The 24,542-nt window shown below is 59.2% G+C and carries 25 protein-coding genes and 1 pseudogene; 25 read left to right on the top strand and 1 reads right to left on the bottom strand.

Annotated features, from left to right (window positions below; genetic code table 11):
* Window positions 1–84 precede the first annotated feature (84 nt).
* From rplK to LXM96_RS14575, 7 genes and pseudogenes are all read left to right on the top strand, one after another.
* The gene (gene rplK / locus LXM96_RS14545) at window positions 85–516 is read left to right on the top strand and encodes a 50S ribosomal protein L11 (RefSeq protein WP_239999276.1); all 432 of its coding nucleotides are present in this window, start codon (window positions 85–87) and stop codon (window positions 514–516) included.
* A 2-nt stretch (window positions 517–518) separates the two neighbouring features.
* Window positions 519–1,214 carry a 50S ribosomal protein L1 gene (gene rplA, locus LXM96_RS14550; RefSeq protein ID WP_239999277.1) on the top strand — a complete coding sequence of 232 codons (696 nt, stop codon included), beginning with the start codon at window positions 519–521 and terminating at the stop codon, window positions 1,212–1,214.
* A 337-nt stretch (window positions 1,215–1,551) separates the two neighbouring features.
* Window positions 1,552–2,070, top strand: a complete 519-nt coding sequence (gene rplJ / locus LXM96_RS14555) for a 50S ribosomal protein L10 (RefSeq protein ID WP_239999278.1) — start codon at window positions 1,552–1,554, stop codon at window positions 2,068–2,070.
* Between the two features lie 60 nt (window positions 2,071–2,130).
* Window positions 2,131–2,508, top strand: a complete 378-nt coding sequence (rplL, locus tag LXM96_RS14560; protein WP_239999279.1) for a 50S ribosomal protein L7/L12 — start codon at window positions 2,131–2,133, stop codon at window positions 2,506–2,508.
* 251 nt (window positions 2,509–2,759) lie between these two features.
* Entirely contained in the window at window positions 2,760–6,893 is a 4,134-nt protein-coding gene (gene rpoB / locus LXM96_RS14565) for a DNA-directed RNA polymerase subunit beta (protein ID WP_239999280.1), read from the top strand.
* A gap of 182 nt (window positions 6,894–7,075) precedes the next feature.
* On the top strand, window positions 7,076–11,284 hold the full coding sequence (rpoC, locus tag LXM96_RS14570; RefSeq protein WP_239999281.1) for a DNA-directed RNA polymerase subunit beta': 4,209 nt from the start codon (window positions 7,076–7,078) through the stop codon (window positions 11,282–11,284).
* 169 nt (window positions 11,285–11,453) lie between these two features.
* A pseudogene (locus LXM96_RS14575) lies at window positions 11,454–12,513 on the top strand (cytochrome-c peroxidase).
* 63 nt (window positions 12,514–12,576) lie between these two features.
* On the opposite strand, the gene LXM96_RS14580 reads toward LXM96_RS14575, so the two are convergent.
* Window positions 12,577–12,873 (bottom strand): transcriptional regulator, encoded by a 297-nt coding sequence (locus LXM96_RS14580; RefSeq protein WP_239999282.1) that lies wholly within the window; start codon window positions 12,871–12,873, stop codon window positions 12,577–12,579.
* 480 nt (window positions 12,874–13,353) lie between these two features.
* On the opposite strand from LXM96_RS14580, the gene rpsL reads away from it, so the two are divergent.
* From rpsL to rplE, 18 genes are all read left to right on the top strand, one after another.
* Window positions 13,354–13,725 (top strand): 30S ribosomal protein S12, encoded by a 372-nt coding sequence (gene rpsL, locus LXM96_RS14585; protein WP_003507760.1) that lies wholly within the window; start codon window positions 13,354–13,356, stop codon window positions 13,723–13,725.
* An 86-nt stretch (window positions 13,726–13,811) separates the two neighbouring features.
* Window positions 13,812–14,282: a 30S ribosomal protein S7 gene (gene rpsG / locus LXM96_RS14590; protein ID WP_239999283.1), complete on the top strand. Its 471-nt coding sequence runs from the start codon at window positions 13,812–13,814 to the stop codon at window positions 14,280–14,282.
* A 33-nt stretch (window positions 14,283–14,315) separates the two neighbouring features.
* A complete protein-coding gene (fusA, locus tag LXM96_RS14595; protein ID WP_239999284.1) occupies window positions 14,316–16,415 on the top strand; it encodes an elongation factor G in 2,100 nt (699 codons plus the stop codon).
* Window positions 16,416–16,480: 65 nt separating this feature from the next.
* The gene (tuf, locus tag LXM96_RS14600; protein ID WP_239999273.1) at window positions 16,481–17,656 is read left to right on the top strand and encodes an elongation factor Tu; all 1,176 of its coding nucleotides are present in this window, start codon (window positions 16,481–16,483) and stop codon (window positions 17,654–17,656) included.
* A gap of 308 nt (window positions 17,657–17,964) precedes the next feature.
* Window positions 17,965–18,273 carry a 30S ribosomal protein S10 gene (gene rpsJ / locus LXM96_RS14605; protein WP_003547547.1) on the top strand — a complete coding sequence of 103 codons (309 nt, stop codon included), beginning with the start codon at window positions 17,965–17,967 and terminating at the stop codon, window positions 18,271–18,273.
* Between the two features lie 38 nt (window positions 18,274–18,311).
* Window positions 18,312–18,953 (top strand): 50S ribosomal protein L3, encoded by a 642-nt coding sequence (gene rplC / locus LXM96_RS14610; RefSeq protein ID WP_239999285.1) that lies wholly within the window; start codon window positions 18,312–18,314, stop codon window positions 18,951–18,953.
* 13 nt (window positions 18,954–18,966) lie between these two features.
* A complete protein-coding gene (rplD, locus tag LXM96_RS14615; protein ID WP_239999286.1) occupies window positions 18,967–19,587 on the top strand; it encodes a 50S ribosomal protein L4 in 621 nt (206 codons plus the stop codon).
* Complete coding sequence (locus LXM96_RS14620; protein WP_239999287.1) at window positions 19,584–19,877, top strand: 50S ribosomal protein L23; 294 nt, start codon at window positions 19,584–19,586, stop codon at window positions 19,875–19,877. The genes rplD and LXM96_RS14620 overlap by 4 nt, the downstream gene beginning before the upstream one ends.
* A gap of 11 nt (window positions 19,878–19,888) precedes the next feature.
* On the top strand, window positions 19,889–20,725 hold the full coding sequence (rplB, locus tag LXM96_RS14625) for a 50S ribosomal protein L2 (protein WP_239999288.1): 837 nt from the start codon (window positions 19,889–19,891) through the stop codon (window positions 20,723–20,725).
* Between the two features lie 15 nt (window positions 20,726–20,740).
* Window positions 20,741–21,019 (top strand): 30S ribosomal protein S19, encoded by a 279-nt coding sequence (gene rpsS / locus LXM96_RS14630; protein ID WP_028735901.1) that lies wholly within the window; start codon window positions 20,741–20,743, stop codon window positions 21,017–21,019.
* Window positions 21,020–21,021: 2 nt separating this feature from the next.
* On the top strand, window positions 21,022–21,411 hold the full coding sequence (gene rplV / locus LXM96_RS14635; protein ID WP_239999289.1) for a 50S ribosomal protein L22: 390 nt from the start codon (window positions 21,022–21,024) through the stop codon (window positions 21,409–21,411).
* A complete protein-coding gene (gene rpsC / locus LXM96_RS14640; RefSeq protein WP_239999290.1) occupies window positions 21,411–22,148 on the top strand; it encodes a 30S ribosomal protein S3 in 738 nt (245 codons plus the stop codon). The genes rplV and rpsC overlap by 1 nt, the downstream gene beginning before the upstream one ends.
* 38 nt (window positions 22,149–22,186) lie before the next feature.
* The gene (rplP, locus tag LXM96_RS14645; protein ID WP_239999291.1) at window positions 22,187–22,600 is read left to right on the top strand and encodes a 50S ribosomal protein L16; all 414 of its coding nucleotides are present in this window, start codon (window positions 22,187–22,189) and stop codon (window positions 22,598–22,600) included.
* Between the two features lie 12 nt (window positions 22,601–22,612).
* Window positions 22,613–22,813 carry a 50S ribosomal protein L29 gene (gene rpmC / locus LXM96_RS14650; RefSeq protein ID WP_046792688.1) on the top strand — a complete coding sequence of 67 codons (201 nt, stop codon included), beginning with the start codon at window positions 22,613–22,615 and terminating at the stop codon, window positions 22,811–22,813.
* A 12-nt stretch (window positions 22,814–22,825) separates the two neighbouring features.
* Complete coding sequence (gene rpsQ, locus LXM96_RS14655) at window positions 22,826–23,062, top strand: 30S ribosomal protein S17 (RefSeq protein WP_239999292.1); 237 nt, start codon at window positions 22,826–22,828, stop codon at window positions 23,060–23,062.
* A 232-nt stretch (window positions 23,063–23,294) separates the two neighbouring features.
* Window positions 23,295–23,663, top strand: a complete 369-nt coding sequence (rplN, locus tag LXM96_RS14660) for a 50S ribosomal protein L14 (protein ID WP_052638136.1) — start codon at window positions 23,295–23,297, stop codon at window positions 23,661–23,663.
* 13 nt (window positions 23,664–23,676) lie between these two features.
* Window positions 23,677–23,985 carry a 50S ribosomal protein L24 gene (gene rplX, locus LXM96_RS14665; protein WP_239999293.1) on the top strand — a complete coding sequence of 103 codons (309 nt, stop codon included), beginning with the start codon at window positions 23,677–23,679 and terminating at the stop codon, window positions 23,983–23,985.
* Window positions 23,978–24,535, top strand: a complete 558-nt coding sequence (gene rplE / locus LXM96_RS14670) for a 50S ribosomal protein L5 (RefSeq protein ID WP_239999294.1) — start codon at window positions 23,978–23,980, stop codon at window positions 24,533–24,535. Before rplX ends, rplE begins: the two co-directional genes overlap by 8 nt.
* The last annotated feature ends 7 nt before the right edge of the window (window positions 24,536–24,542 follow it).

The following is a 24,542-nucleotide window of genomic DNA, read 5'->3' on the forward strand; positions in this document are numbered from 1 at the left end:
CGTTCGCACCACGCAACCGCAGCCGCCGGCGTAGCCGGCAGTCATTGGTCGGATATCCGGCCAGAGTAGAAAAGGCAGAGAGAAATGGCTAAGAAAGTTGCAGGCCAACTCAAGCTGCAGGTCAAGGCAGGGTCGGCTAATCCGTCTCCGCCGATTGGTCCCGCACTTGGTCAGCGTGGCATTAACATCATGGAATTCTGCAAGGCGTTCAATGCCGCCACGCAGGAAATGGAAAAGGGTATGCCGATTCCGGTCGTCATCACCTATTATCAGGACAAGTCCTTCAACTTCGTCATGAAGCAGCCGCCGGTTACATACTGGCTGAAGAAGGAAGCGAAGATTCAGTCCGGCTCCAAGACCCCGGGCAAGGGCGCAACCGCCGGCTCCATCACCAAGGCTCAGGTCCGCGCGATCGCTGAAGCCAAGATGAAGGATCTGAACGCGGCCGACGTCGAAGGCGCAATGCTGATGGTTGAGGGCTCCGCCCGCTCCATGGGCCTGGAAGTGGTAGGTTGATCATGGCCAAGGTAGCAAAGCGTATTCAGAAGATCCGCGAAGGCATCGATCCGACCAAACTGGTCGCTCTTTCCGACGCAATTTCGCTTGTCAAGGAACGGGCTGTCGCCAAGTTCGACGAGACCATCGAGATCGCCATGAACCTCGGCGTTGACCCGCGTCATGCCGACCAGATGGTCCGCGGCGTGGTGAACCTGCCGAACGGCACGGGCCGTGACGTTCGCGTTGCCGTCTTCGCGCGCGGTGCCAAGGCGGATGAAGCCAAGGCAGCCGGCGCAGACATCGTCGGCGCGGAAGACCTGCTGGAAATCGTCCAGGGCGGCAAGATCGACTTCGATCGTTGCATCGCGACCCCGGACATGATGCCGCTCGTCGGTCGCCTCGGTAAGGTTCTCGGCCCGCGTGGCATGATGCCGAACCCGAAGGTCGGCACGGTGACCATGGACGTCACGGGCGCCGTGAAGGCTTCCAAGGGCGGCGCTGTGGAGTTCCGCGTCGAGAAGGCTGGTATCGTTCACGCCGGCATCGGCAAGGCTTCCTTCGACGCCAAGGCGCTCGAAGAAAACATCAAGGCCTTCGCTGACGCCGTCGTCAAGGCAAAGCCGGCTGGTGCGAAGGGCAACTATGTCAAGCGCGTAGCGATCTCCTCGACCATGGGTCCGGGGGTCAAGATCGACCCGTCGAGCGTTTCGGCCTAGTGGCTTTCGGAGCCGTGCTCGGCTCCGACAAAAGAATTCCCGGTCCTTCGGGGCCGGGAATGTCCAGGGAAACCTGGATTTCCTGTCCGAGATTGCAGGTGGTTCACCCTTAATCACTTTGCCTGCATGAGACGGGTAAGAACGGATTTCATCGCGGACGTCATGTCCGGATGTTCGGTTCGAGCCTTGTGTGCCTTGTGCCTGGAGCCGCTTCGGCGACAGTGCGGGGGGACAGGATCCTCAAGCGTCGCTCGGGATCTTGATTTTGAGATCCCTTGGGGCAAAGGCAAACCGATGGGACCTGCAGGACTGCGGTCCCGTCAACTGGAGACAGACAGTGGAAAGAGCGGAAAAGCGCGAATTTGTCACGGAGCTGAACGAAGTCTTCAAGACTTCCGGTTCGGTTGTCGTGGCCCACTATGCTGGTGTCACAGTTGCGCAGATGAACGATTTTCGTTCAAAGATGCGCGCTGCTGGCGGCACCGTCAAAGTCGCGAAGAACCGTCTGGCCAAGATCGCTCTTCAGGGCACGGAGTCGGAAGGGATGTCGGACCTGTTCAAGGGTCAGACGCTCATCGCATACAGCGAAGATCCCATCACCGCTCCGAAGGTCGTCATGGATTTTGCCAAGGGCAACGACAAGGTCGTTGTTCTGGGTGGTTCCATGGGAGCAACCACGCTCAGCGCCGATGCAGTTAAGTCGCTTGCGACCCTGCCTTCGCTGGACGAGCTGCGCGCAAAGCTGCTGGGCATGATCCAGACGCCTGCAACGCGTATCGCTGGCGTTGTTCAGGCACCGGCAGCTCAGCTTGCTCGCGTGTTTGCGGCCTACGCAAAGAAGGACGAAGCCGCGTAAGGCGGTTTTTCGCTGTAGATATCAAACCAGTTCGAACCGAATACAAAAGGAACTAGTAAAATGGCTGATCTCGCAAAGATCGTTGAAGACCTCTCCTCGCTGACCGTTCTGGAAGCTGCTGAGCTTTCCAAGATGCTCGAAGAAAAGTGGGGCGTTTCTGCCGCTGCTCCGGTTGCTGCTGCTGCTGCTGGCGGTGGTGCTGCTCCGGCTGCTGCCGAAGAAGAAAAGACCGAGTTCGACGTTATCCTCACGGATGCCGGCGCCAACAAGATCAACGTCATCAAGGAAGTCCGCGGCATCACCGGCCTCGGCCTCAAGGAAGCCAAGGACCTCGTCGAAGGCGCTCCGAAGGCTGTCAAGGAAGGCGTTTCCAAGGCTGAAGCTGCTGACCTCAAGAAGAAGCTTGAGGACGCCGGCGCCAAGGTCGACGTTAAGTAATACCGGACTACGGCGGGAGAGGGCGAAGGTCCTCTCCCATCGTTCTTTCCGCAGAACGTTTTACCCAAAAGCCCATGAAACGGCTTTTGGGTAATGGGTTCTTCAAGAGGATGGTCTCCGCCCAGATCGTACGGCAATCCGGCCGCCGGTTTGGAAGTGAGACGAGATTTGAACCACCCATGTTCGACGGGATCGACTGGCCAGCGAGCCCCGTCTGTTGCAGGCCCGGATGCATTTTTGAAGGAGCGACGATGGCTCAGACCCTTTCGTTCAATGGTCGTAGGCGCGTACGCAAGTTTTTCGGTAAGATTCCAGAAGTCACAGAGATGCCGAACCTGATCGAGGTTCAGAAGGCATCTTATGATCAGTTCCTTATGGTGGAAGAGCCTGAAGGTGGTCGTCCGGACGAAGGTCTGAACGCCGTCTTTCGGTCGGTTTTCCCGATCACGGATTTCTCCGGCGCTTCGATGCTGGAATTCGTATCCTATGAGTTTGAGCCCCCGAAGTTCGACGTCGAGGAATGCCGTCAGCGCGACCTGACCTATGCGGCGCCCCTGAAGGTGACGCTGCGCCTCATCGTGTTCGATATCGACGAGGATACGGGTGCGAAGTCGATCAAGGACATCAAGGAACAGTCGGTCTACATGGGCGACATGCCTCTGATGACGGACAACGGGACGTTCATCGTGAACGGCACCGAACGCGTCATCGTATCCCAGATGCACCGCTCGCCGGGCGTCTTCTTCGACCATGACAAGGGCAAGAGCCATTCGTCCGGCAAGCTGTTGTTTGCTGCGCGCGTCATTCCGTATCGCGGATCTTGGCTCGACATCGAATTCGACGCCAAGGACATCGTCTACGCGCGCATCGACCGTCGCCGCAAGATCCCCGCGACGTCGCTGCTGATGGCGCTCGGCATGGACGGCGAAGAAATCCTGTCGACCTTCTATTCCAAGTCGAACTACGTCCGCGACGGCGAAGGCTGGCGCATCCCGTTCCAGCCGGAAACGCTGAAGGGCGCCAAGGCACTGTCTGACATGGTCGACGCCGATACCGGCGAAGTGGTCGTGGAAGCCGGCAAGAAGCTGACCCCCCGTCTCCTCCGTCAGTTGAGCGACAAGGGCTTGAAGGCTCTCAAGGCGTCGAACGACGATCTTTACGGCAACTATCTCGCCGAAGACATCGTCAACTTCGAGACCGGGGAGATCTATCTGGAAGCCGGCGACGAGCTCGACGAGAAGACTCTTCCCGTCATCCTGAATGCCGGATTTGACGAAATCCCCGTTCTTGGCATCGACCACATCAATGTCGGCGCCTACATCCGCAACACGCTTGCGGCTGACAAGAACGAGAACCGCCAGGACGCGCTGTTCGACATATACCGCGTCATGCGTCCGGGTGAGCCGCCGACCATGGATTCGGCCGAAGCCATGTTCAACTCGCTGTTCTTCGATGCAGAGCGCTACGACCTCTCTGCCGTTGGCCGCGTGAAGATGAACATGCGTCTGGACCTAGACGCTCCGGATACCGTTCGCACGCTGCGCAAGGAAGACATCCTGGCCGTGGTCAAGATGCTGGTCGAGCTGCGCGACGGCAAGGGCGAAATCGACGACATCGACAACCTCGGCAACCGCCGTGTTCGTTCTGTCGGTGAGCTGATGGAGAACCAGTATCGCCTGGGTCTCCTTCGCATGGAGCGCGCCATCAAGGAGCGCATGTCGTCGATCGAAATCGACACGGTCATGCCGCAGGACCTGATCAACGCAAAGCCGGCAGCAGCAGCCGTTCGCGAATTCTTCGGCTCCTCACAGCTGTCGCAGTTCATGGACCAGGTGAACCCGCTGTCGGAGATCACCCACAAGCGCCGTCTTTCGGCTCTCGGCCCGGGTGGTTTGACCCGCGAGCGTGCAGGCTTCGAAGTCCGTGACGTTCACCCGACCCACTATGGCCGCATCTGCCCGATCGAAACGCCGGAAGGCCCCAACATCGGTCTGATCAACTCGCTTGCGACCTTCGCCCGCGTCAACAAGTACGGCTTTATCGAATCCCCGTACCGCAAGATCGTGGACGGCAAGGTCACGAAGGAGGTCGTCTACCTGTCCGCCATGGAAGAGGCGAAGTACTACGTCGCCCAGGCGAACTCGGAACTTACCGAAGATGGCCAGTTCGCCGAGGAGTTCGTTGTTTGCCGTCATGCCGGCGAAGTCATGCTGTCACCGCGCGACACCATCAACCTGATGGACGTTTCGCCCAAGCAGCTGGTTTCGGTCGCAGCAGCGCTCATCCCGTTCCTGGAAAACGACGACGCCAACCGCGCCCTCATGGGGTCCAACATGCAGCGTCAGGCCGTGCCGCTGGTACGCGCTGAAGCGCCGTTCGTCGGTACCGGCATGGAGCCGGTCGTCGCGCGTGACTCCGGTGCAGCTATCGCCGCTCGCCGTAGCGGTGTGGTCGACCAGGTCGATGCGACGCGTATCGTTATCCGTGCAACGGAAGATCTCGAATCCGGCAAGTCCGGCGTCGATATCTACCGCCTGCAGAAGTTCCAGCGTTCCAACCAGAACACCTGCGTCAATCAGCGCCCGCTGGTCGCGGTCGGAGACGTTCTGAACAAGGGCGACATCATCGCGGACGGTCCGTCGACCGACCTCGGCGACCTTGCTCTCGGCCGCAATGCGCTCGTCGCGTTCATGCCCTGGAACGGTTACAACTACGAAGACTCGATCCTGCTCTCCGAGCGCATCGTGTCCGACGACGTCTTCACCTCCATCCACATCGAAGAATTCGAAGTGATGGCGCGTGACACCAAGCTTGGTCCGGAAGAAATCACGCGTGATATTCCGAACGTTTCGGAAGAAGCGCTGAAGAACCTCGACGAAGCGGGTATCGTCTACATCGGTGCGGAAGTGACCCCTGGCGACATTCTCGTCGGTAAGATCACGCCGAAGGGCGAAAGCCCGATGACGCCGGAAGAAAAGCTTCTGCGCGCCATCTTCGGCGAAAAGGCGTCGGACGTTCGCGATACGTCCATGCGCATGCCTCCCGGCACCTTCGGCACAGTGGTCGAAGTGCGCGTCTTCAACCGCCACGGCGTTGAAAAGGACGAGCGCGCGATGGCGATCGAGCGCGAGGAAATCGAAAGCCTCGCCAAGGACCGCGACGACGAACAGGCGATTCTCGACCGCAACGTCTACGGTCGTCTGACGGAGATGCTGCGGGGCCAGAAGTCGGTCGCCGGTCCAAAGGGCTTCAAGAAGGGCGGCGAGCTCACGAACGCCGTGATCTCGGAATACCCGAGGTCGCAGTGGTGGATGTTTGCGGTCGAGGACGAAAAGGTCCAGGCGGAGATCGAAGCCCTGCGGGCCCAGTACGACGAATCCAAGTCGCGCCTTGAACAGCGCTTCATGGACAAGGTCGAGAAGGTCCAGCGCGGTGACGAAATGCCTCCGGGCGTCATGAAGATGGTCAAGGTCTTCGTTGCTGTGAAGCGCAAGATCCAGCCAGGCGACAAGATGGCCGGTCGTCACGGCAACAAGGGCGTCGTGTCGCGTATCGTTCCGGTCGAGGACATGCCGTTCCTCGAAGACGGCACGCACGTCGACATCGTCCTGAACCCGCTCGGCGTGCCCTCGCGCATGAATGTCGGCCAGATCCTCGAGACGCACCTGGCCTGGGCTTGCGCCGGCATGGGCAAGCGCATCGGCGAGATGCTTGAGGAGTACAAGAAGTCGAACGACATCACGGACTTGAAGCGTGAGCTGAGGGAAACCTACGCCAGCGTGGCGAACGATGAGGTCGCAAGCTTCGACGACGAATCTCTTGTTCGTCTCGCCGAGCAGTCCAAGCGCGGTGTATCAATTGCGACGCCGGTCTTTGACGGCGCGCACGAGCCGGATGTTGCGGCGATGCTGAAGAAGGCAGGGCTCCATGAGTCCGGTCAGTCGGTGCTCTACGATGGCCGGACTGGCGAAGCCTTCGACCGCAAGGTGACCGTTGGCTACATGTACATGATCAAGTTGAACCACCTCGTGGACGACAAGATCCATGCCCGTTCGATCGGCCCGTACTCGCTCGTCACCCAGCAGCCGCTTGGTGGCAAGGCGCAGTTCGGTGGCCAGCGCTTCGGCGAAATGGAGGTTTGGGCCCTGGAAGCCTATGGTGCCGCCTACACGCTGCAGGAAATGCTGACTGTGAAGTCGGACGACGTGGCAGGCCGTACCAAAGTCTACGAGGCGATCGTCCGCGGCGACGACACCTTCGAGGCTGGCATTCCGGAGAGCTTCAACGTTCTCGTCAAGGAAATGCGCTCGCTGGGTCTGTCGGTGGAGCTTGAAAACTCCAAGCTCGACGAAGCAGCCGCAGTGCTGCCGGACGCAGCCGAATAATCTCCGACAAGGCGCGCGCTGACAGCCAGCGCGCGCCATCCTCCGCCCGACCGCCAGGAAGGGCAGGGGAAGTTTCGCCGCATTTCGCGGCTAAGACCGTTTTTGAGCGTCGGATCCGCCTTCCCGGGAATGGGCGGATCACGATCGCAAGCTGAGGGCTCAGGCCCCATAAGGAGATAGGCATGAACCAAGAGGTCATGAATCTTTTCAACCCGCAGGTGCCGGCACAGCACTTCGATTCTATCCGTATCTCGATCGCGAGCCCCGAGAAGATTCTCTCCTGGTCCTACGGTGAAATTAAAAAGCCGGAGACCATCAACTACCGTACGTTCAAGCCGGAACGCGACGGCCTCTTCTGCGCGCGCATCTTTGGCCCGATCAAGGACTACGAGTGCCTGTGCGGCAAGTACAAGCGCATGAAGTACAAGGGCATCATCTGCGAAAAGTGCGGCGTCGAAGTCACGCTGTCGCGCGTTCGCCGCGAGCGCATGGGCCACATCGAACTCGCAGCCCCGGTCGCCCACATCTGGTTCCTGAAGTCGCTTCCGTCGCGCATCTCGACGCTCCTCGACATGACGCTGAAGGATGTCGAGCGGGTTCTCTATTTCGAGAACTACATCGTGACGGAGCCGGGCCTGACGTCGCTCAAGGAGAACCAGCTTCTTTCCGAAGAAGAGTACATGATCGCCGTCGACGAGTTCGGCGAAGATCAGTTCACTGCGATGATCGGTGCTGAAGCGATCTACGAGATGCTCGCGTCGATGAACCTCGACAAGATCGCCGGCGACCTGCGCGCCGAGCTTGCCGAGACGACGTCTGATCTGAAGCAGAAGAAGCTGATGAAGCGGCTGAAGATCGTCGAGAACTTCATCGAATCCGGCAACCGCCCCGAATGGATGATCATGAAGGTCGTGCCCGTGATCCCGCCGGACCTGCGTCCGCTGGTTCCACTGGATGGCGGCCGCTTCGCGACGTCTGACCTGAACGATCTCTATCGTCGCGTCATCAACCGTAACAACCGTCTGAAGCGCCTGATCGAACTGCGCGCCCCGGGCATCATCATCCGCAACGAAAAGCGCATGCTGCAGGAATCTGTGGACGCGCTGTTCGACAACGGCCGTCGTGGCCGCGTCATCACCGGCGCCAACAAGCGTCCGCTGAAGTCGCTGTCCGACATGCTGAAGGGCAAACAGGGCCGCTTCCGCCAGAACCTTCTCGGCAAGCGCGTCGACTATTCCGGCCGTTCGGTCATCGTGACCGGTCCGGAATTGAAGCTGCACCAGTGCGGCCTGCCGAAGAAGATGGCGCTCGAGCTTTTCAAGCCGTTCATCTACGCCCGCCTCGACGCCAAGGGTTACTCCTCGACCGTCAAGCAGGCCAAGAAGCTGGTCGAGAAGGAAAAGCCGGAAGTCTGGGATATCCTCGACGAGGTGATCCGGGAGCATCCGGTTCTCCTGAACCGTGCGCCGACGCTGCACCGCCTGGGCATCCAGGCCTTTGAACCGATCCTGGTCGAAGGCAAGGCTATCCAGTTGCACCCGCTCGTCTGCACGGCCTTCAACGCCGACTTCGACGGCGACCAGATGGCCGTTCACGTGCCGCTGTCGCTCGAAGCCCAGCTGGAAGCGCGCGTGCTGATGATGTCGACGAACAACATCCTGCATCCAGCCAACGGCGCGCCGATCATCGTTCCGTCGCAGGACATGGTTCTCGGTCTCTACTACCTGTCGATCCAGAACCAGAACGAGCCGGGCGAAGGCATGGTCTTCTCGGACATGGGCGAACTGCATCATGCTCTGGAAAACAAGGTCGTCACCCTGCACGCCAAGATCAAGGGCCGTTTCAAGACGGTCGATTCCGAAGGTAAGCCGGTTTCGAAGATCTATGAGACCACGCCCGGCCGTATGATCATCGGCGAACTTCTGCCGAAGAACGTCAACGTGCCGTTCGACATCTGCAACCAGGAAATGACCAAGAAGAACATCTCCAAGATGATTGACACGGTCTACCGTCACTGCGGCCAGAAGGACACGGTGATCTTCTGCGACCGGATCATGCAGCTTGGCTTCACCAATGCCTGCAAGGCCGGGATCTCCTTCGGCAAGGACGACATGATCATTCCGGAAACTAAGGCGAAGATCGTCGGTGACACGGAATCCTTGGTCAAGGAATACGAGCAGCAGTACAACGACGGCCTGATCACTCAGGGCGAGAAGTACAACAAGGTCGTCGATGCCTGGGGCAAGGCCACCGAAAAGGTCGCCGAGGACATGATGGCCCGTATTAAGGCTGTCGAGTTCGATCCGGAAACCGGTCGTCAGAAGCAGATGAACGCGATCTACATGATGTCCCACTCGGGTGCGCGTGGTTCACCGAACCAGATGCGTCAGCTGGGCGGCATGCGCGGCCTCATGGCCAAGCCGTCGGGGGAGATCATCGAGACGCCGATCATCTCGAACTTCAAGGAAGGCTTGACCGTGAACGAGTACTTCAACTCGACTCACGGTGCCCGTAAGGGTCTCGCAGACACCGCTCTGAAGACCGCGAACTCCGGTTACCTGACCCGTCGTCTCGTCGACGTGGCGCAGGATTGCATCGTCAACATGGTCGATTGCGGCACCGAGAAGGGCCTCACGATGACGGCTATCGTTGATGCCGGACAGGTCGTGGCCTCGCTGGGTGCGCGTATCCTTGGACGTACGGCACTGGACGACATCGATCATCCGGTGACCGGCGAGCGCATTGTTGATGCTGGCAAGATGATTCTCGAGCCCGATGTCATCGAGATCGAGAAGGCTGGCATTCAGTCGATCCGGATCCGCTCGGCACTGACCTGCGAAGTTCAGACGGGTGTATGCTCGGTCTGCTACGGTCGTGACCTTGCACGTGGTACTCCGGTCAACATGGGCGAAGCCGTCGGCGTCATTGCGGCGCAGTCGATCGGGGAGCCTGGTACGCAGCTCACCATGCGCACGTTCCACCTTGGTGGCACGGCGACCGTGGTGGACCAGTCGTTCCTGGAAGCGTCCTACGAGGGCACCGTACAGGTGAAGAACCGCAACATGCTGCGCAACTCTGAGGGCGTTCTCGTCGCGATGGGCCGCAACATGGCGATCGCGATCCTGGACGAACGGGGCGTTGAGCGGTCATCTCAGCGTGTGGCCTACGGCTCCAAGCTGTTTGTTGACGATGGTGACAAGGTCAAGCGCGGTCAGCGGCTTGCCGAGTGGGATCCCTACACCCGCCCGATGATGACGGAAGTCGAAGGTACCGTTCAGTTCGAAGACGTTGTCGACTCGATCTCGGTCTCGGAATCGACGGATGAATCCACCGGCATCACCAAGCGTCAGGTCATCGACTGGCGTTCGACGCCGCGTGGTACGGACCTGAAGCCTGCCATCGTGATCAAGGATGCTTCCGGCGCCATCATGAAGCTCGCCCGTGGTGGCGAAGCACGCTTCATGCTGTCGGTGGACGCGATCCTCTCGGTGGAGCCTGGCCAAAAGGTCAGCCAGGGTGACGTCCTTGCGCGTGTTCCATTGGAAAGCGCCAAGACCAAGGACATCACCGGTGGTCTGCCGCGCGTGGCTGAACTGTTCGAAGCGCGTCGCCCGAAGGATCATGCGATCATCGCGGAGATCGATGGTACGATCCGCATGGGCCGCGACTACAAGAACAAGCGTCGCGTCATGATCGAGCCAGCTGAAGATGGTGTCGAGCCGGTCGAGTACCTGATCCCGAAGGGCAAGCCTTTCCACCTCCAGGAAGGCGACTACATCGAGAAGGGCGACTACATCCTCGATGGCAATCCTGCGCCGCACGACATCCTGGCGATCAAGGGCGTGGAAGCTCTGGCTTCTTACCTCGTCAACGAGATCCAGGAAGTCTATCGACTGCAGGGCGTTGTCATCAACGACAAGCACATCGAGGTAATTGTCCGGCAGATGCTGCAGAAGGTGGAAATCACCGACTCGGGCGACAGCCAGTACATCGTAGGCGACAACGTCGATCGGATCGAACTGGATGATCTGAACGAGACCTTGATCGAGGAAGGCAAGCGCCCGGCATCGGGTGAACCGGTTCTCCTCGGCATCACCAAGGCTTCGCTGCAGACGCCGTCCTTCATCTCTGCTGCATCCTTCCAGGAGACCACCAAGGTTCTCACGGAAGCTGCAATCGCCGGTAAGACGGACACGCTGCAGGGTCTGAAGGAAAACGTCATCGTCGGCCGCCTGATCCCGGCTGGTACCGGTGGTACCATGACGCAGATCCGCCGCATCGCCACGTCGCGCGACGAGATGATTCTCGACGAGCGTCGCAAGAGCTCAGGTGCATCGGCTGCAACGCCGATGCTGCAGGAACTCTCCGGTGAGAACACGCCAGCTGAGTGAGCTGCGGAAAAGAGGCTAAACCGCCCTAGGCATAGCCACGGAAAGAATGAAGCGCCCGGTGCAGTCCGGGCGCTTTTGTCATTTGGTTTTGCTAATATATTGACCTCACTCAAGGCGCATTGTTTTGACGCCTTTAGATTGACTCTGTTCACAACGAACGGAGGACAAAATGAGAAACCTGTTGTCGTCGGTAGCCGTCAGCGTCCTGCTGGCGACGGCGGCCATCGCGGCGGAGCCGGTACCGGCCGACCTGCGCGAAACTGCACAAGAAATCTTCAAGCCACTGCCTTCGACCATCCCTTCGGTGAGGGACAACAAGATCACGCCGGAGAAGATCGCGCTCGGCAAGGCGCTCTTCTTCGATCCTCGTGTCTCCGCGTCCGGCGTCTTTTCCTGCAATTCGTGCCACAACCTGGGGACCGGGGGCGATGACAACCTCGAGACCTCCATCGGGCATGGGTGGCAGAAGGGGCGGCGCAATTCGCCAACCGTCTTCAATTTGGTTTTCAATGTCGCCCAGTTCTGGGATGGGCGGGCCGAGGATTTGAAGGCGCAGGCCAAGGGGCCGGTTCAGGCGGGTGTCGAGATGGCCAACACGCCGGATAACGTCGTCGCTGCATTGAAGTCGATGCCTGACTACGTCACCTGGTTCAAGGCAGCGTTCCCAGACGAGGCCGATCCTGTGACTTTCGATAATTTCGCTAAGGCCATCGAAGCGTTCGAGGCAACCTTGGTCACCCCGGCGCCGTTCGACGCCTTCCTCAATGGCGATGACGGTGCCCTGACGACGGAGGCCAAGCAGGGCCTTGCGCTCTTCATGGACAAGGGTTGCGCATCCTGCCATGCAGGCATCAATGTCGGCGGCGAAGGCTACTACCCGTTCGGATTTTGAAAAGCCGGGGGCAGACGTGCTGCCGGAAAACGACAAGGGGCGTTTTGCGGTAACGAACACCGCCGACGACTCCTACGTCTTCCGCGCCGCGCCGCTTCGCAACATCGCTCTTACGGCCCCCTACTTTCATTCCGGCAAGGTCTGGGACTTGAAGCAAGCGGTGGCGGTCATGGGAACCGCGCAGCTGGGAGAAGAACTGCGGGGAGAGGAAGTCGACCTGATCGTTGCGTTCTTGAACTCGCTGACGGGCAAGATGCCAGAGGTAGCCTATCCGGTTCTGCCAGCCGAAACGGCGGAGACGCCTCGCCCCATCAGCGTCATTCCGACGTCAAAGTAAGCCGCACCTTGTATCTGGCCCGCAACAGCCTCCGCCGGTGATTCCGGCGGAGATGCTACGCATTCACTGGTCGAACCGGATTATTGCGACTTCGCCTTCGAGCGCACCCTGATAAGCTGAAGCATGCGGTTCTTCCACCGGTTCCTCTTGCAAGACACCGATCTGATCGAGTTCCGCCTCCAGGAAACCTTCCTCCGACAGGGCGTTAAGCGCCTCCCGCACGGCCGAATCGTCGTCCGGGGCCCGCAGCATGATGTGCAAGTCGATGCCATCACCGCCCTTCACCTCATAGGCCTTGCCAATAATGATGAAAATCATTGGCCCCTCGAGGTTGTTATCGTTATCGGGGTTGCTGACCATTCGGATCTCCATGGATGGATTGGGGGCTCGTCCGAGTCCCAGGGGAGGGGACGTTAGACGCAATCCCTCGCCTAGGGAAATCGCTTAATCAATTTCCGGCGGGACATTGCGCCGTCACGCATGAGTTCTTAAGTTTATGTCTCCAGCGCCGACCTGGAAGGGCAAGAACCCATTATTTTCGGGCCTGGACTTGACGACAAGGGGGTAAAACAGTAAACGCCCCACCATCGGAAGCGATGTGAGGCTCGTCCGTCCGGAACGACTCGTCCCGGAATTGACCTCAAACAAGGTTCCAGACGCACGTATAAGACACGAATGCTGCACGCATGACGCATGAAGAATGCGTCCTCTGCCTCTTGTGGTCCATCCAAGCGGATTGGGCCACGTTTTGCGCATGAGGACTATGGGTGTGTCGCCGCCGGCAACGGCATTCGATTGGCCCGAAAGGGTTTGGAAGAAGATTTTGCAAGGGATGGTTATATGCCTACCGTAAACCAGCTGATCCGCAAGCCTCGTCAGGCACAGGTAAAGCGCAATAAGGTTCCTGCCCTGCAGGAAAATCCGCAGAAGCGTGGCGTTTGCACCCGCGTCTACACCACGACACCGAAGAAGCCGAACTCGGCTCTGCGTAAGGTTGCCAAGATTCGTCTTACCAATGGCTTCGAAGTCATCGGCTATATCCCGGGTGAAGGCCACAACCTGCAGGAACACTCTGTCGTCATGATCCGTGGCGGCCGCGTAAAGGACTTGCCGGGCGTTCGTTACCACATCATCCGCGGCGTTCTCGACACCCAGGGTGTCAAGAACCGCAAGCAGCGCCGTTCGAAGTACGGTGCGAAGCGTCCGAAGTAAGCTTCGGCTCTTCATTCATCAGATACCGGCGCTGCGCGAGGTTCTCCGCGTGATAAAGCGTCCCTAACCGTTGAGAGACAAATAGTATGTCCCGTCGCCACAGTGCAGAAAAGCGTGAGATCAACCCGGACCCGAAGTTCGGCGATCTCGTCGTCACCAAGTTCATGAACGCCATCATGCTTCACGGCAAGAAGTCTGTCGCTGAAAGCATCGTTTACGGTGCCTTCGACTCCGTGCAGGGCAAGGCAAAGCAGGAGCCCCTGGCAATCTTCCACCAGGCCCTCGACAACGTTGCCCCGCATGTTGAAGTCCGCTCGCGCCGTGTCGGTGGCGCGACCTACCAGGTGCCGGTCGATGTCCGTCCGGAGCGCCGTCAGGCTCTCGCGATCCGTTGGTTGATCGCGGCTGCCCGCAAGCGCAACGAAACGACGATGGTCGATCGCCTCTCGGGCGAACTCATGGATGCTGCCAACAACCGTGGCAGTGCCGTCAAGAAGCGCGAAGACACGCACAAGATGGCCGACGCCAACCGGGCATTTTCTCACTACCGTTGGTAATCGTCATCCGATCGAATTCCGAAAGGCAGTCCTATGGCTCGCGAATATAAAATCGAAGACTACCGAAATTTCGGTATCATGGCGCACATCGACGCCGGCAAGACCACGACCACCGAGCGTATTCTGTACTACACCGGTAAGTCGCACAAGATCGGTGAAGTCCACGACGGCGCGGCCACGATGGACTGGATGGAGCAAGAGCAGGAGCGTGGCATCACGATCACCTCGGCTGCTACCACGACCTTCTGGAAGGGTCGCGATGGCAAGATGCGCCGCTTCAACATCATCGACACCCCCGGCCACGTTGACTTCACCATCGAAGTCGAGCGTTCGCTGCGCGTCCTCGATGGCGCCATCGCGCTGCTCGACGCCAACGCCGGTGTAGAGCCGCAGACGGAAACCGTTTGGCGCCAGGCCGAGAAGTATCATGTTCCGCGCATGATCTTCTGCAACAAGATGGACAAGACGGGCGCTGACTTCTACCGCTCGGTCGAGATGATCAAGACCCGTCTCGGCGCGACTGCCGTTGTCATGCAACTGCCGATTGGCGCCGAAGCCGACTTCAAGGGCGTCGTTGACCTGATCGAGATGAACGCGCTGGTATGGCGTGATGAATCCCTTGGCGCTGCCTGGGACGTTGTCGAGATCCCGGACGACCTGAAGGAAAAGGCCGAAGAATATCGCGAAAAGCTGATCGAGACGGTTGTCGAGATCGACGAAGAAGCGATGGAAGCCTATCTGAACGGCGACATGCCGGACAACGACAAGATCCGCGAACTCGTTCGCCGCGGCACTATCGACGTCAAGTTCCACCCGATGTTCTGCGGTACCGCCTTCAAGAACAAGGGCGTTCAGCCGCTGCTCGACGCTGTTGTCGATTACCTGCCGTCGCCGCTCGACATCCCTGCGATCAAGGGCATCGACGTCAAGACGGAAGGCGAAATTGAGCGTCATCCTGACGACAATGAGCCGCTCTCGATGCTGGCGTTCAAGATCATGAACGACCCCTTCGTTGGTTCGCTGACGTTTTGCCGCATCTACTCCGGCAAGCTCGAAAAGGGCTCGTCGGTGATGAACACGGTCAAGGAAAAGCGCGAGCGCGTCGGCCGCATGTTGCAGATGCACTCCAACAGCCGTGAGGACATCGAAGAAGCTTTCGCGGGCGACATCGTTGCTCTGGCTGGCCTCAAGGAATCGACCACGGGCGACACGCTTTGCGACCCGCTGAACCAGGTTATCCTCGAGCGCATGGAGTTCCCGGAGCCGGTCATCCAGATCGCAATCGAGCCGAAGACCAAGGGCGACCAGGAAAAGATGGGCCTCGCGCTCAACCGTCTGGCTGCTGAGGATCCGTCCTTCCGCGTCAAGACCGACACGGAATCGGGTCAGACGATCATCGCCGGCATGGGTGAGCTCCACCTCGACATCATCGTTGACCGCATGCGTCGCGAGTTCAAGGTCGAGGCGACCGTTGGTGCGCCACAGGTTGCTTATCGCGAGACCATCACGCGTCAGCACGAAGAAGATTACACGCACAAGAAGCAGTCCGGTGGTACCGGGCAATTTGCGCGCGTCAAGATCATCTTCGAACCGAACCCGGACGGCGAAGACTTCATGTTCGAGTCCAAGATCGTCGGCGGTGCTGTTCCGAAAGAATACATCCCGGGCGTTCAGAAGGGTATCGAGAGCGTTCTGTCTTCCGGTCCGCTGGCTGGCTTCCCGATGCTGGGCGTCAAGGCGACCCTCGTCGATGGCGCCTTCCACGATGTCGACTCGTCGGTTCTGGCATTCGAAATCGCTTCGCGTGCCTGCTTCCGCGAAGCAGCCAAGAAGGCTGGCGCGCAGCTCCTCGAGCCGATGATGAAGGTCGAAGTCGTGACGCCGGAAGATTATGTCGGTGACGTCATCGGCGACCTGAACTCTCGTCGCGGTCAGATCCAGGGCCAGGAAAGCCGCGGCATCGCCGTGGTGATCAACGCCCACGTACCGCTGGCGAACATGTTCAAGTACGTCGACAACCTGCGCTCCATGAGCCAAGGCCGCGCCCAGTACTCGATGGTCTTTGACCATTACGCGCCGGTGCCGAGCAACGTCGCACAGGAAATCCAGGCAAAGTATTCCGGTCAGAAGTGACCGGAATACCCCTCTGAACCCATAGGAAATTCTCCCGCAAGGGGAAAAAGAACGGAGAGCCGGAAATGGCAAAGAGCAAGTTTGAGCGCAATAAGCCTCACGTCAACATCGGCACGATCGGTCACGTTGACCACGGCAAGACGTCTTTGACGGCGGCGATCACGAAGTACTTCGGCGAGTTCAAGGCGTACGACCAGATCGACGCAGCTCCTGAAGAAAAGGCGCGCGGCATCACCATTTCGACGGCACACGTCGAATACGAGACGCCGAACCGTCACTATGCCCACGTCGACTGCCCCGGCCACGCCGACTACGTCAAGAACATGATCACCGGTGCGGCCCAGATGGACGGCGCGATCCTGGTCTGCTCGGCCGCTGACGGCCCGATGCCGCAGACGCGCGAGCACATCCTGCTTGCTCGCCAGGTTGGCGTTCCGGCGATCGTGGTGTTCTTGAACAAGGTCGACCAGGTCGACGACGCCGAGCTTCTCGAGCTCGTCGAGCTTGAAGTGCGCGAACTTCTGTCGTCCTACGACTTCCCGGGCGACGACATTCCGGTTGTCAAGGGCTCGGCTCTTGCGGCTCTGGAAGATTCGGACAAGAAGATCGGCGAAGACGCGATCCGCGAACTGATGGCAGCCGTGGACGACTACATCCCGACGCCTGAGCGTCCGATCGACCAGCCGTTCCTGATGCCGATCGAAGACGTGTTCTCGATCTCTGGTCGTGGCACGGTTGTGACTGGTCGCGTCGAGCGCGGCATCGTCAAGGTTGGCGAGGAAGTCGAGATCGTCGGCATCCGCGACACGTCGAAGACGACCGTTACCGGCGTTGAAATGTTCCGCAAGCTGCTCGACCAGGGCCAGGCCGGCGACAACATCGGTGCCCTTGTTCGCGGTGTGGACCGCAACGGCGTCGAGCGTGGCCAGATCCTGTGCAAGCCCGGCACGGTCAAGCCGCACAAGAAGTTCAAGGCAGAAGCCTACATCCTGACGAAGGAAGAGGGCGGCCGTCACACGCCGTTCTTCACGAACTACCGTCCGCAGTTCTACTTCCGCACGACGGACGTGACGGGCATCGTGACGCTTCCGGAAGGCACCGAAATGGTCATGCCTGGCGACAACGTGACCGTTGATGTCGAGCTGATCGTTCCGATCGCGATGGAAGAAAAGCTGCGCTTCGCGATCCGCGAAGGCGGCCGCACCGTCGGCGCCGGCATCGTCGCCTCGATCATCGAGTAATCTGATTTGCCAAAGGCGCAGAGCTGCTCTGCGCCTTTGGTGGCAGAATCTTTAAGCAAGACGCCGGTGGCGGGCTTGCTTATGACGCAAAAATGTAGCAAATGGCGCGCAAGCGCGATTTGCCCCTGCTTCGATTGGGGCAGGGCACTGCAATCAACAATAAGGTGGGTCGCAAGACCCGAAGACTGGAAGGGATGCCGCTCCCCGGCGTTCCCTTCGCTCTTTGAAACCGGTGGTCCGCCTTAGGAAAAAGAACAACCCGTGCCCTTTGCCAGGCACGCGGGAATAGACAACAAGGATAACGTCGAATGAACGGCCAAAATATCCGCATTCGCCTGAAGGCGTTCGATCACCGCATTCTCGACGCGTCTACGCGTGAGATCGTGTCGACGGCGAAGCGCACCGGAGCTAGTGTCCGGGGCCCCGTTCCGCTTCCGACCCGAATCGAGAAGTTTACGGTTAACCGGTCCCCCCACATCGACAAGAAGAGCCGCGAGCAGTTCGAGATGCGCACCCATAAGCGCCTTCTCGACATCGTTGACCCGACACCTCAGACAGTGGACGCGCTGATGAAGCTCGATCTCGCTGCTGGTGTCGATGTTGAGATCAAGCTCTGAGACTTCTGGTCTCGAGCTGAGTGAGAAGGATTGAACCGATGCGTTCGGGTGTAATTGCACAGAAAGTGGGAATGACCCGCGTCTATAATGACGCCGGCGAGCATATCCCGGTGACGGTACTGCGGCTGGAAAACTGCCAGGTCGTTGCTCATCGCACCAAGGAAAAGAACGGCTACACGGCTATTCAGCTGGGTTCCGGAAACGCCAAGGTAAAGAACACGACGAAGGCTCTGCGCGGTCATTTCGCCGTTGCTGAAGTCGAGCCGAAGGCGAAGCTCGTTGAGTTTCGCGTTTCGGAAGACCAGTTGATCGATGTCGGTACCGAGTTGAAGGCTTCGCATTTCGAAGCTGGACAGCTCGTGGACGTAACCGGTACCTCGATCGGTAAGGGTTTTGCCGGCGCCATGAAGCGCCACAACTTCGGTGGTCTGCGTGCCACGCACGGTGTGTCCGTTTCGCACCGTTCGCACGGCTCGACCGGTTCCAACCAGGATCCGGGTAAGGTCTGGAAGGGCAAGCGCATGGCTGGTCACATGGGCCAGACGCGCGTCACGACCCAGAACCTCGAAGTCGTTTCGACCGACGAAGGCCGCGGCCTGATCCTCGTCAAGGGTGCCGTCCCCGGCTCCAAGGGCGCGTGGATCGTGGTTCGTGACGCCATCAAGTCGGCTGCGAAGTAAGGGAGCCAAGCAAATGGAATTCAACGTCAAGACCCTTGAGGGCAAAGACGCTGGCAAGGTCTCCCTTTCGGATGAGATCTTCGGCCTCGACCCTCGCGAAGATATCATCGCCCGCATGGTTCGTTGGCAGCTTGCCAAGAAGCAGCAGGGCACGCACAAGACCAAGAACCGCTCCGAAGTGTCCCGCACCGGTGCAAAGATGTACAAGCAGAAGGGTACGGGCCGCGCTCGTCACCATTCCGCTCGTGCACCGCAGTTCCGTGGCGGTGGCAAGGCGCATGGTCCGGTTGTTCGCAGCCACGCTCACGATCTTCCCAAGAAGGTTCGTGCGCTCGCCCTGCGTCACGCGCTCTCCGCCAAGTTCAAGGCTGAAGACGTGATCATCGTCGACAACCTGATGGCTGCAGAAGCGAAGACCAAGTCGCTGATCGGTTCCTTCGCCTCGCTCGGTCTCACCAATGCACTCGTCATCGGTGGCGCCGAACTCGACAACAACTTCAAGCTCGCGGCCCAGAACATCCCGAACATCGATGTTCTGCCGGTTCAGGGCATCAATGTTTACGACATCCTGCGTCGCGGCAAGCTCGTGCTGTCGAAGGCCGCAGTTGAAGCTCTAGAGGAGCGTTTCAAGTGACCGATCTTCGCCACTATGATGTGATTGTCTCGCCGGCGATCACCGAAAAGTCGACGCTGGTATCAGAACAGAATCAGGTTGTCTTCAACGTTGCCAAGGATGCTTCCAAGCCGGAAATCAAGGCGGCCGTAGAGGCGCTGTTCGGTGTGAAGGTCAAGGCCGTCAACACGCTGGTCCGCAAGGGCAAGGTTAAGCGTTTCCGCGGCTTCATCGGCAAGCAGAAGGACGTGAAGAAGGCAGTCGTGACCTTGGCTGAAGGCCAGTCGATCGACGTCTCCACCGGTCTCTGAGGAACAGAAAAATGGCATTGAAAAGCTACAATCCGACGTCTCCGAGCCAGCGCCAGCTGGTCATCGTCGACCGTTCTGGCCTCCATAAGGGCAAGCCGGTCAAGGCGCTGACGGAAGGTCTCTCCAAGAGCGGCGGCCGTAACAACCTTGGTCGTATCACCGCCCGCTTCATCGGCGGCGGTCACAAGCGCACCTACCGTCTGGTCGACTTCAAGCGTCGCAAGTTCAACGTCGAAGGGACTGTTGAGCGTCTGGAGTACGACCCGAACCGCACGGCATTCATCGCTCTCATCAAGTACGAGGACGGCGAACTGGCCTATATCCTCGCCCCGCAGCGCCTTGCTGCCGGCGATAAGGTCATCGCTTCCGACAAGGCCGTTGACGTAAAGCCGGGCAATACCATGCCTCTGCAGTACGTCCCGGTCGGCTCGATCGTACACAACGTTGAAATGAAGCCGGGCAAGGGCGGTCAGATCGCGCGCTCCGCCGGCACCTACGTTCAGCTGGTTGGTCGCGACCAGGGAATGGCAATCCTTCGCCTGAATTCGGGCGAGCAGCGCCTCGTTCCCGGTTCCTGCCTCGCCACTGTTGGCGCCGTATCCAACCCAGACCACGGCAACATCAACGACGGCAAGGCTGGCCGTACGCGCTGGCGTGGTAAGACCCCGCACAACCGCGGCGTCGTCATGAACCCCGTCGACCACCCGCACGGTGGTGGTGAAGGCCGTACATCCGGTGGTCGTCATCCGGTGACGCCATGGGGCAAGCCCACCAAGGGCAAGCGCACTCGCTCGAACAAGTCTACCGACAAGTTCATCATGCGTTCGCGCCATCAGCGCAAGAAGTAAGAGAGGTAGTCAGGAATGGCTCGTTCAGTATGGAAAGGCCCGTTTGTTGACGGCTATCTTCTCAAGAAGGCTGAGAAGGTTCGTGAAGGCGGTCGCAGTGAAGTCATCAAGATCTGGAGCCGTCGCTCCACGATCCTGCCGCAGTTCGTCGGTCTGACGTTCGGCGTCTACAACGGCAGCAAGCATGTGCCCGTCTCTGTCAACGAAGACATGGTCGGCCACAAGTTCGGCGAGTTCTCGCCGACCCGGACCTACTATGGTCACGGTGCGGACAAGAAGGCTAAGAGGAAGTAATCATGGCCAAGGCAAAGACCGAACGCCGGCTGAAGGACAATGAGGCACAGGCGGTTGCCCGCACGCTTCGCGTCAGCCCGCAGAAGCTGAACCTGGTTGCCGCCATGATCCGCGGCAAGAAGGTTGATCGCGCCCTCGCAGATCTCGAGTTTTCGCGCAAGCGCATCGCTGGCACGGTGAGAAAGACCCTGGAGTCTGCTATCGCCAATGCCGAGAACAACCATGACCTCGACGTCGACAGCCTGATCGTATCGGAAGCATACGTCGGCAAGTCGATCGTCATGAAGCGTTTCCACGCTCGTGGTCGCGGCCGGGCATCTCGCATCGAGAAGCCTTTCGCGCACCTGACCATCGTGGTTCGTGAAGTCGAGGAAAAAGGGGAGGCCGCATAATGGGCCAGAAAATTAATCCAATCGGCTTCCGCCTCGGCATTAACCGCACTTGGGATAGCCGTTGGTTCGCCGACAACGCCGAATACGGTCAGTTGCTGCATGAGGATCTGAAGATCCGTCAGTACCTGATGCGTGAGCTGAAGCAGGCCGGTATCGCCAAGGTGGTCATCGAGCGTCCGCACAAGAAGTGCCGCGTGACGATCCATTCGGCGCGTCCGGGTCTGATCATCGGCAAGAAGGGCGCTGACATCGAGAAGCTTCGCAAGAAGATCTCTTCGATGACGAACTCGGAAACCCACCTTAACATCGTTGAAGTGCGCAAGCCCGAAGTCGATGCAACGCTTGTTGCCCAGTCGATTGCCCAGCAACTGGAGCGCCGCATCGCGTTCCGCCGCGCCATGAAGCGCGCCGTTCAGTCTGCCATGCGTCTTGGTGCGGAAGGTATTCGTATCACCTGCGCAGGCCGTCTAGGTGGTGCTGAAATCGCACGGACCGAATGGTATCGCGAAGGCCGTGTGCCGCTTCACACGCTGCGCGCCGACATCGACTACGGGACGGCGGAAGCCGAAACCGCATTCGGTATCTGCGGCATCAAGGTTTGGATCTTCAAGGGCGAGATCCTTGAGCATGATCCTATGGCTTCCGAGCGCCGTGCGCTTGAAGGCGATGCCCAGGGTCCGGCAAGCCGCGAACGTGGCGATCGTGGCGATCGCCGCCGCGAACGCGAAAACGCTTGATCAACGCTGGCGAAAGATAAGCTCGGAGAAGTAAGAAAATGTTGCAGCCAAAGCGTACAAAGTTCCGGAAGCAGTTCAAGGGACGTATCAAGGGTGTGGCCAAGGGCGGTTACGAGCTGGCCTTCGGCGAATTCGGCCTCAAGGCTCAGGAACCGAACCGCGTCAACGCACGCGAGATCGAAGCAGCTCGCCGTGCCATCACACGCTATATGAAGCGTGCAGGTCGCGTTTGGATCCGTGTGTTCCCCGACGTACCAGTCACGGCCAAGCCTACTGAAGTCCGTATGGGTAAGGGTAAGGGCTCGGTTGAGTACTGGGCATGCCGCGTGAAGCCCGGTCGTATGATGTTCGAGATCGATGGCGTTTCGGAAGAGATCGCGCGCGAGGCCCTGCGCCTCGGTTCGGCCAAGCTCTCCGTCAAGACGCGCTTCGTTCAGCGCATTGCAGAGTAAGGAGAAGGCACGATGAAAGCCGAAGACGTTCGCGGCCTCACGGCCGACCAGCTCAAGGACAAGCTCGCCGAGCTCAAGAAGGAGCAGTTTAATCTGCGCTTCCAGAAGGCCACCGGTCAGCTCGAGAAGTCCTCGCGCATCAACGAAGTTCGCAAGGACATCGCTCGCGTTAAAACCATTGCCCGCCAGAAGGCGGCAGAAGCCAAGGCCTAAAGGAAGAACAATATGCCGAAACGCATTCTGCAGGGCGTCGTAGTTTCCGACAAGAACGAGAAGACCGTTGTTGTCCGTGTCGAGCGCCGATTCGCGCACCCGCTGCTTCAGAAGACGGTCCGCCGTTCCAAGAAGTACAAGGCGCATGACGAAAACAACCAGTACAAGGCCGGTGATGTCGTTTCCATTCAGGAATGTGCACCGATTTCCAAGGATAAGTGCTGGACGGTAATTGCCGCCCAGGCTTGAGGTCAGAGATTTGCGCCGGGGCCTTGCTTCTGGCGCAGATTCCTGTATGAAGCACGCCATCGGCGCAGGACGCTCGGCAACGAGCGTTCTTTTGCTTTGAGCGCAGGGAAGGTCCTTCACAGGAAACCACCTTGGCAAGATCCATCCCGCGCACAATGAAAATCTGTCCATAAGCCGGATCGGGGCGTTCGCGCGCCCGGTCGGTCCGGTCATTAGAAAAAGGCGACCTGACATGATTCAGATGCAAACAAACCTCGACGTGGCGGATAATTCCGGCGCACGTCGTGTCATGTGCATCAAGGTGCTGGGCGGCTCCAAGCGTAAGTACGCTTCGATCGGCGACGTAATCGTCGTCTCGATCAAGGAAGCGATACCGCGTGGCCGCGTGAAGAAGGGTGACGTGATGAAGGCGGTGGTTGTGCGTACCGCCAAGGACATCCGTCGCGCCGACGGCAGCGTCATCCGCTTCGATAACAACGCAGCGGTGCTTATCGACAACAAGAAAGAGCCGATCGGTACCCGTATCTTCGGACCGGTTCCGCGCGAACTTCGCGCCAAGAACCACATGAAGATCATCTCGCTGGCTCCAGAAGTACTGTAAGGGAGCGATACCGATGCAGAAGATCCGCAAGGGCGACAGTGTCGTCGTGTTGACCGGCAAGGACAAGGGCCGTACCGGCGAAGTCCTCCAGGTCATGCCGAAGGAAGATCGCGCACTCGTGCGCGGCATTAACATGGTGAAGCGCCACCAGCGTCAGACTCAGACGCAGGAAGCAGGCATCATCAACAAGGAAGCATCCATCCACCTGTCGAACCTCGCGATCGCCGCGAAAGATGGCAAGCCGACCCGCGTTGGCTTCCAGGTCGTCGACGGCAAGAAGGTGCGAGTTGCCAAGCGTACGGGAGATGTGATCGATGGCTGAGGCAAAGTATGAGCCGCGGCTCAAGACCGAATATGTATCCCGCATCCGCGCTGCGCTGAAGGAGGAATTCTCCTACACCAATGACATGATGATTCCGCGTCTGGAAAAGATCGTGATCAACATGGGTGTGGGCGAGGCGACTGCCGACTCCAAGAAGCCCACGGTTGCTGCGGCGGACTTGGCTGCCATTGCCGGTCAGAAGCCGGTGATCACCAAGGCCCGTAACTCCATCGCTGGCTTCAAAGTCCGCGAAGGCATGCCGATCGGCGCCAAGGTTACGCTGCGCGGCGCACGCATGTATGAATTCCTCGACCGCCTGATCAACATCGCGCTTCCGCGCGTTCGTGACTTTCGCGGCTTGAATCCGAAGAGCTTTGACGGCCGTGGCAACTTTGCCATGGGCATCAAGGAACACATCGTGTTCCCTGAGATCAACTACGACAAGGTTGATCAGATGTGGGGCATGGACATCATCGTTTGCACGACGGCCAAGGCCGACGACGAAGCCCGGGCTCTCCTGCGAGAGTTCAACTTCCCGTTCCGTCAGTAACCGTAAC

The organism is Rhizobium halophilum, assembly GCF_021648825.1.
Taxonomy (GTDB): Bacteria; Pseudomonadota; Alphaproteobacteria; order Rhizobiales; family Rhizobiaceae; genus Neorhizobium; species Neorhizobium halophilum.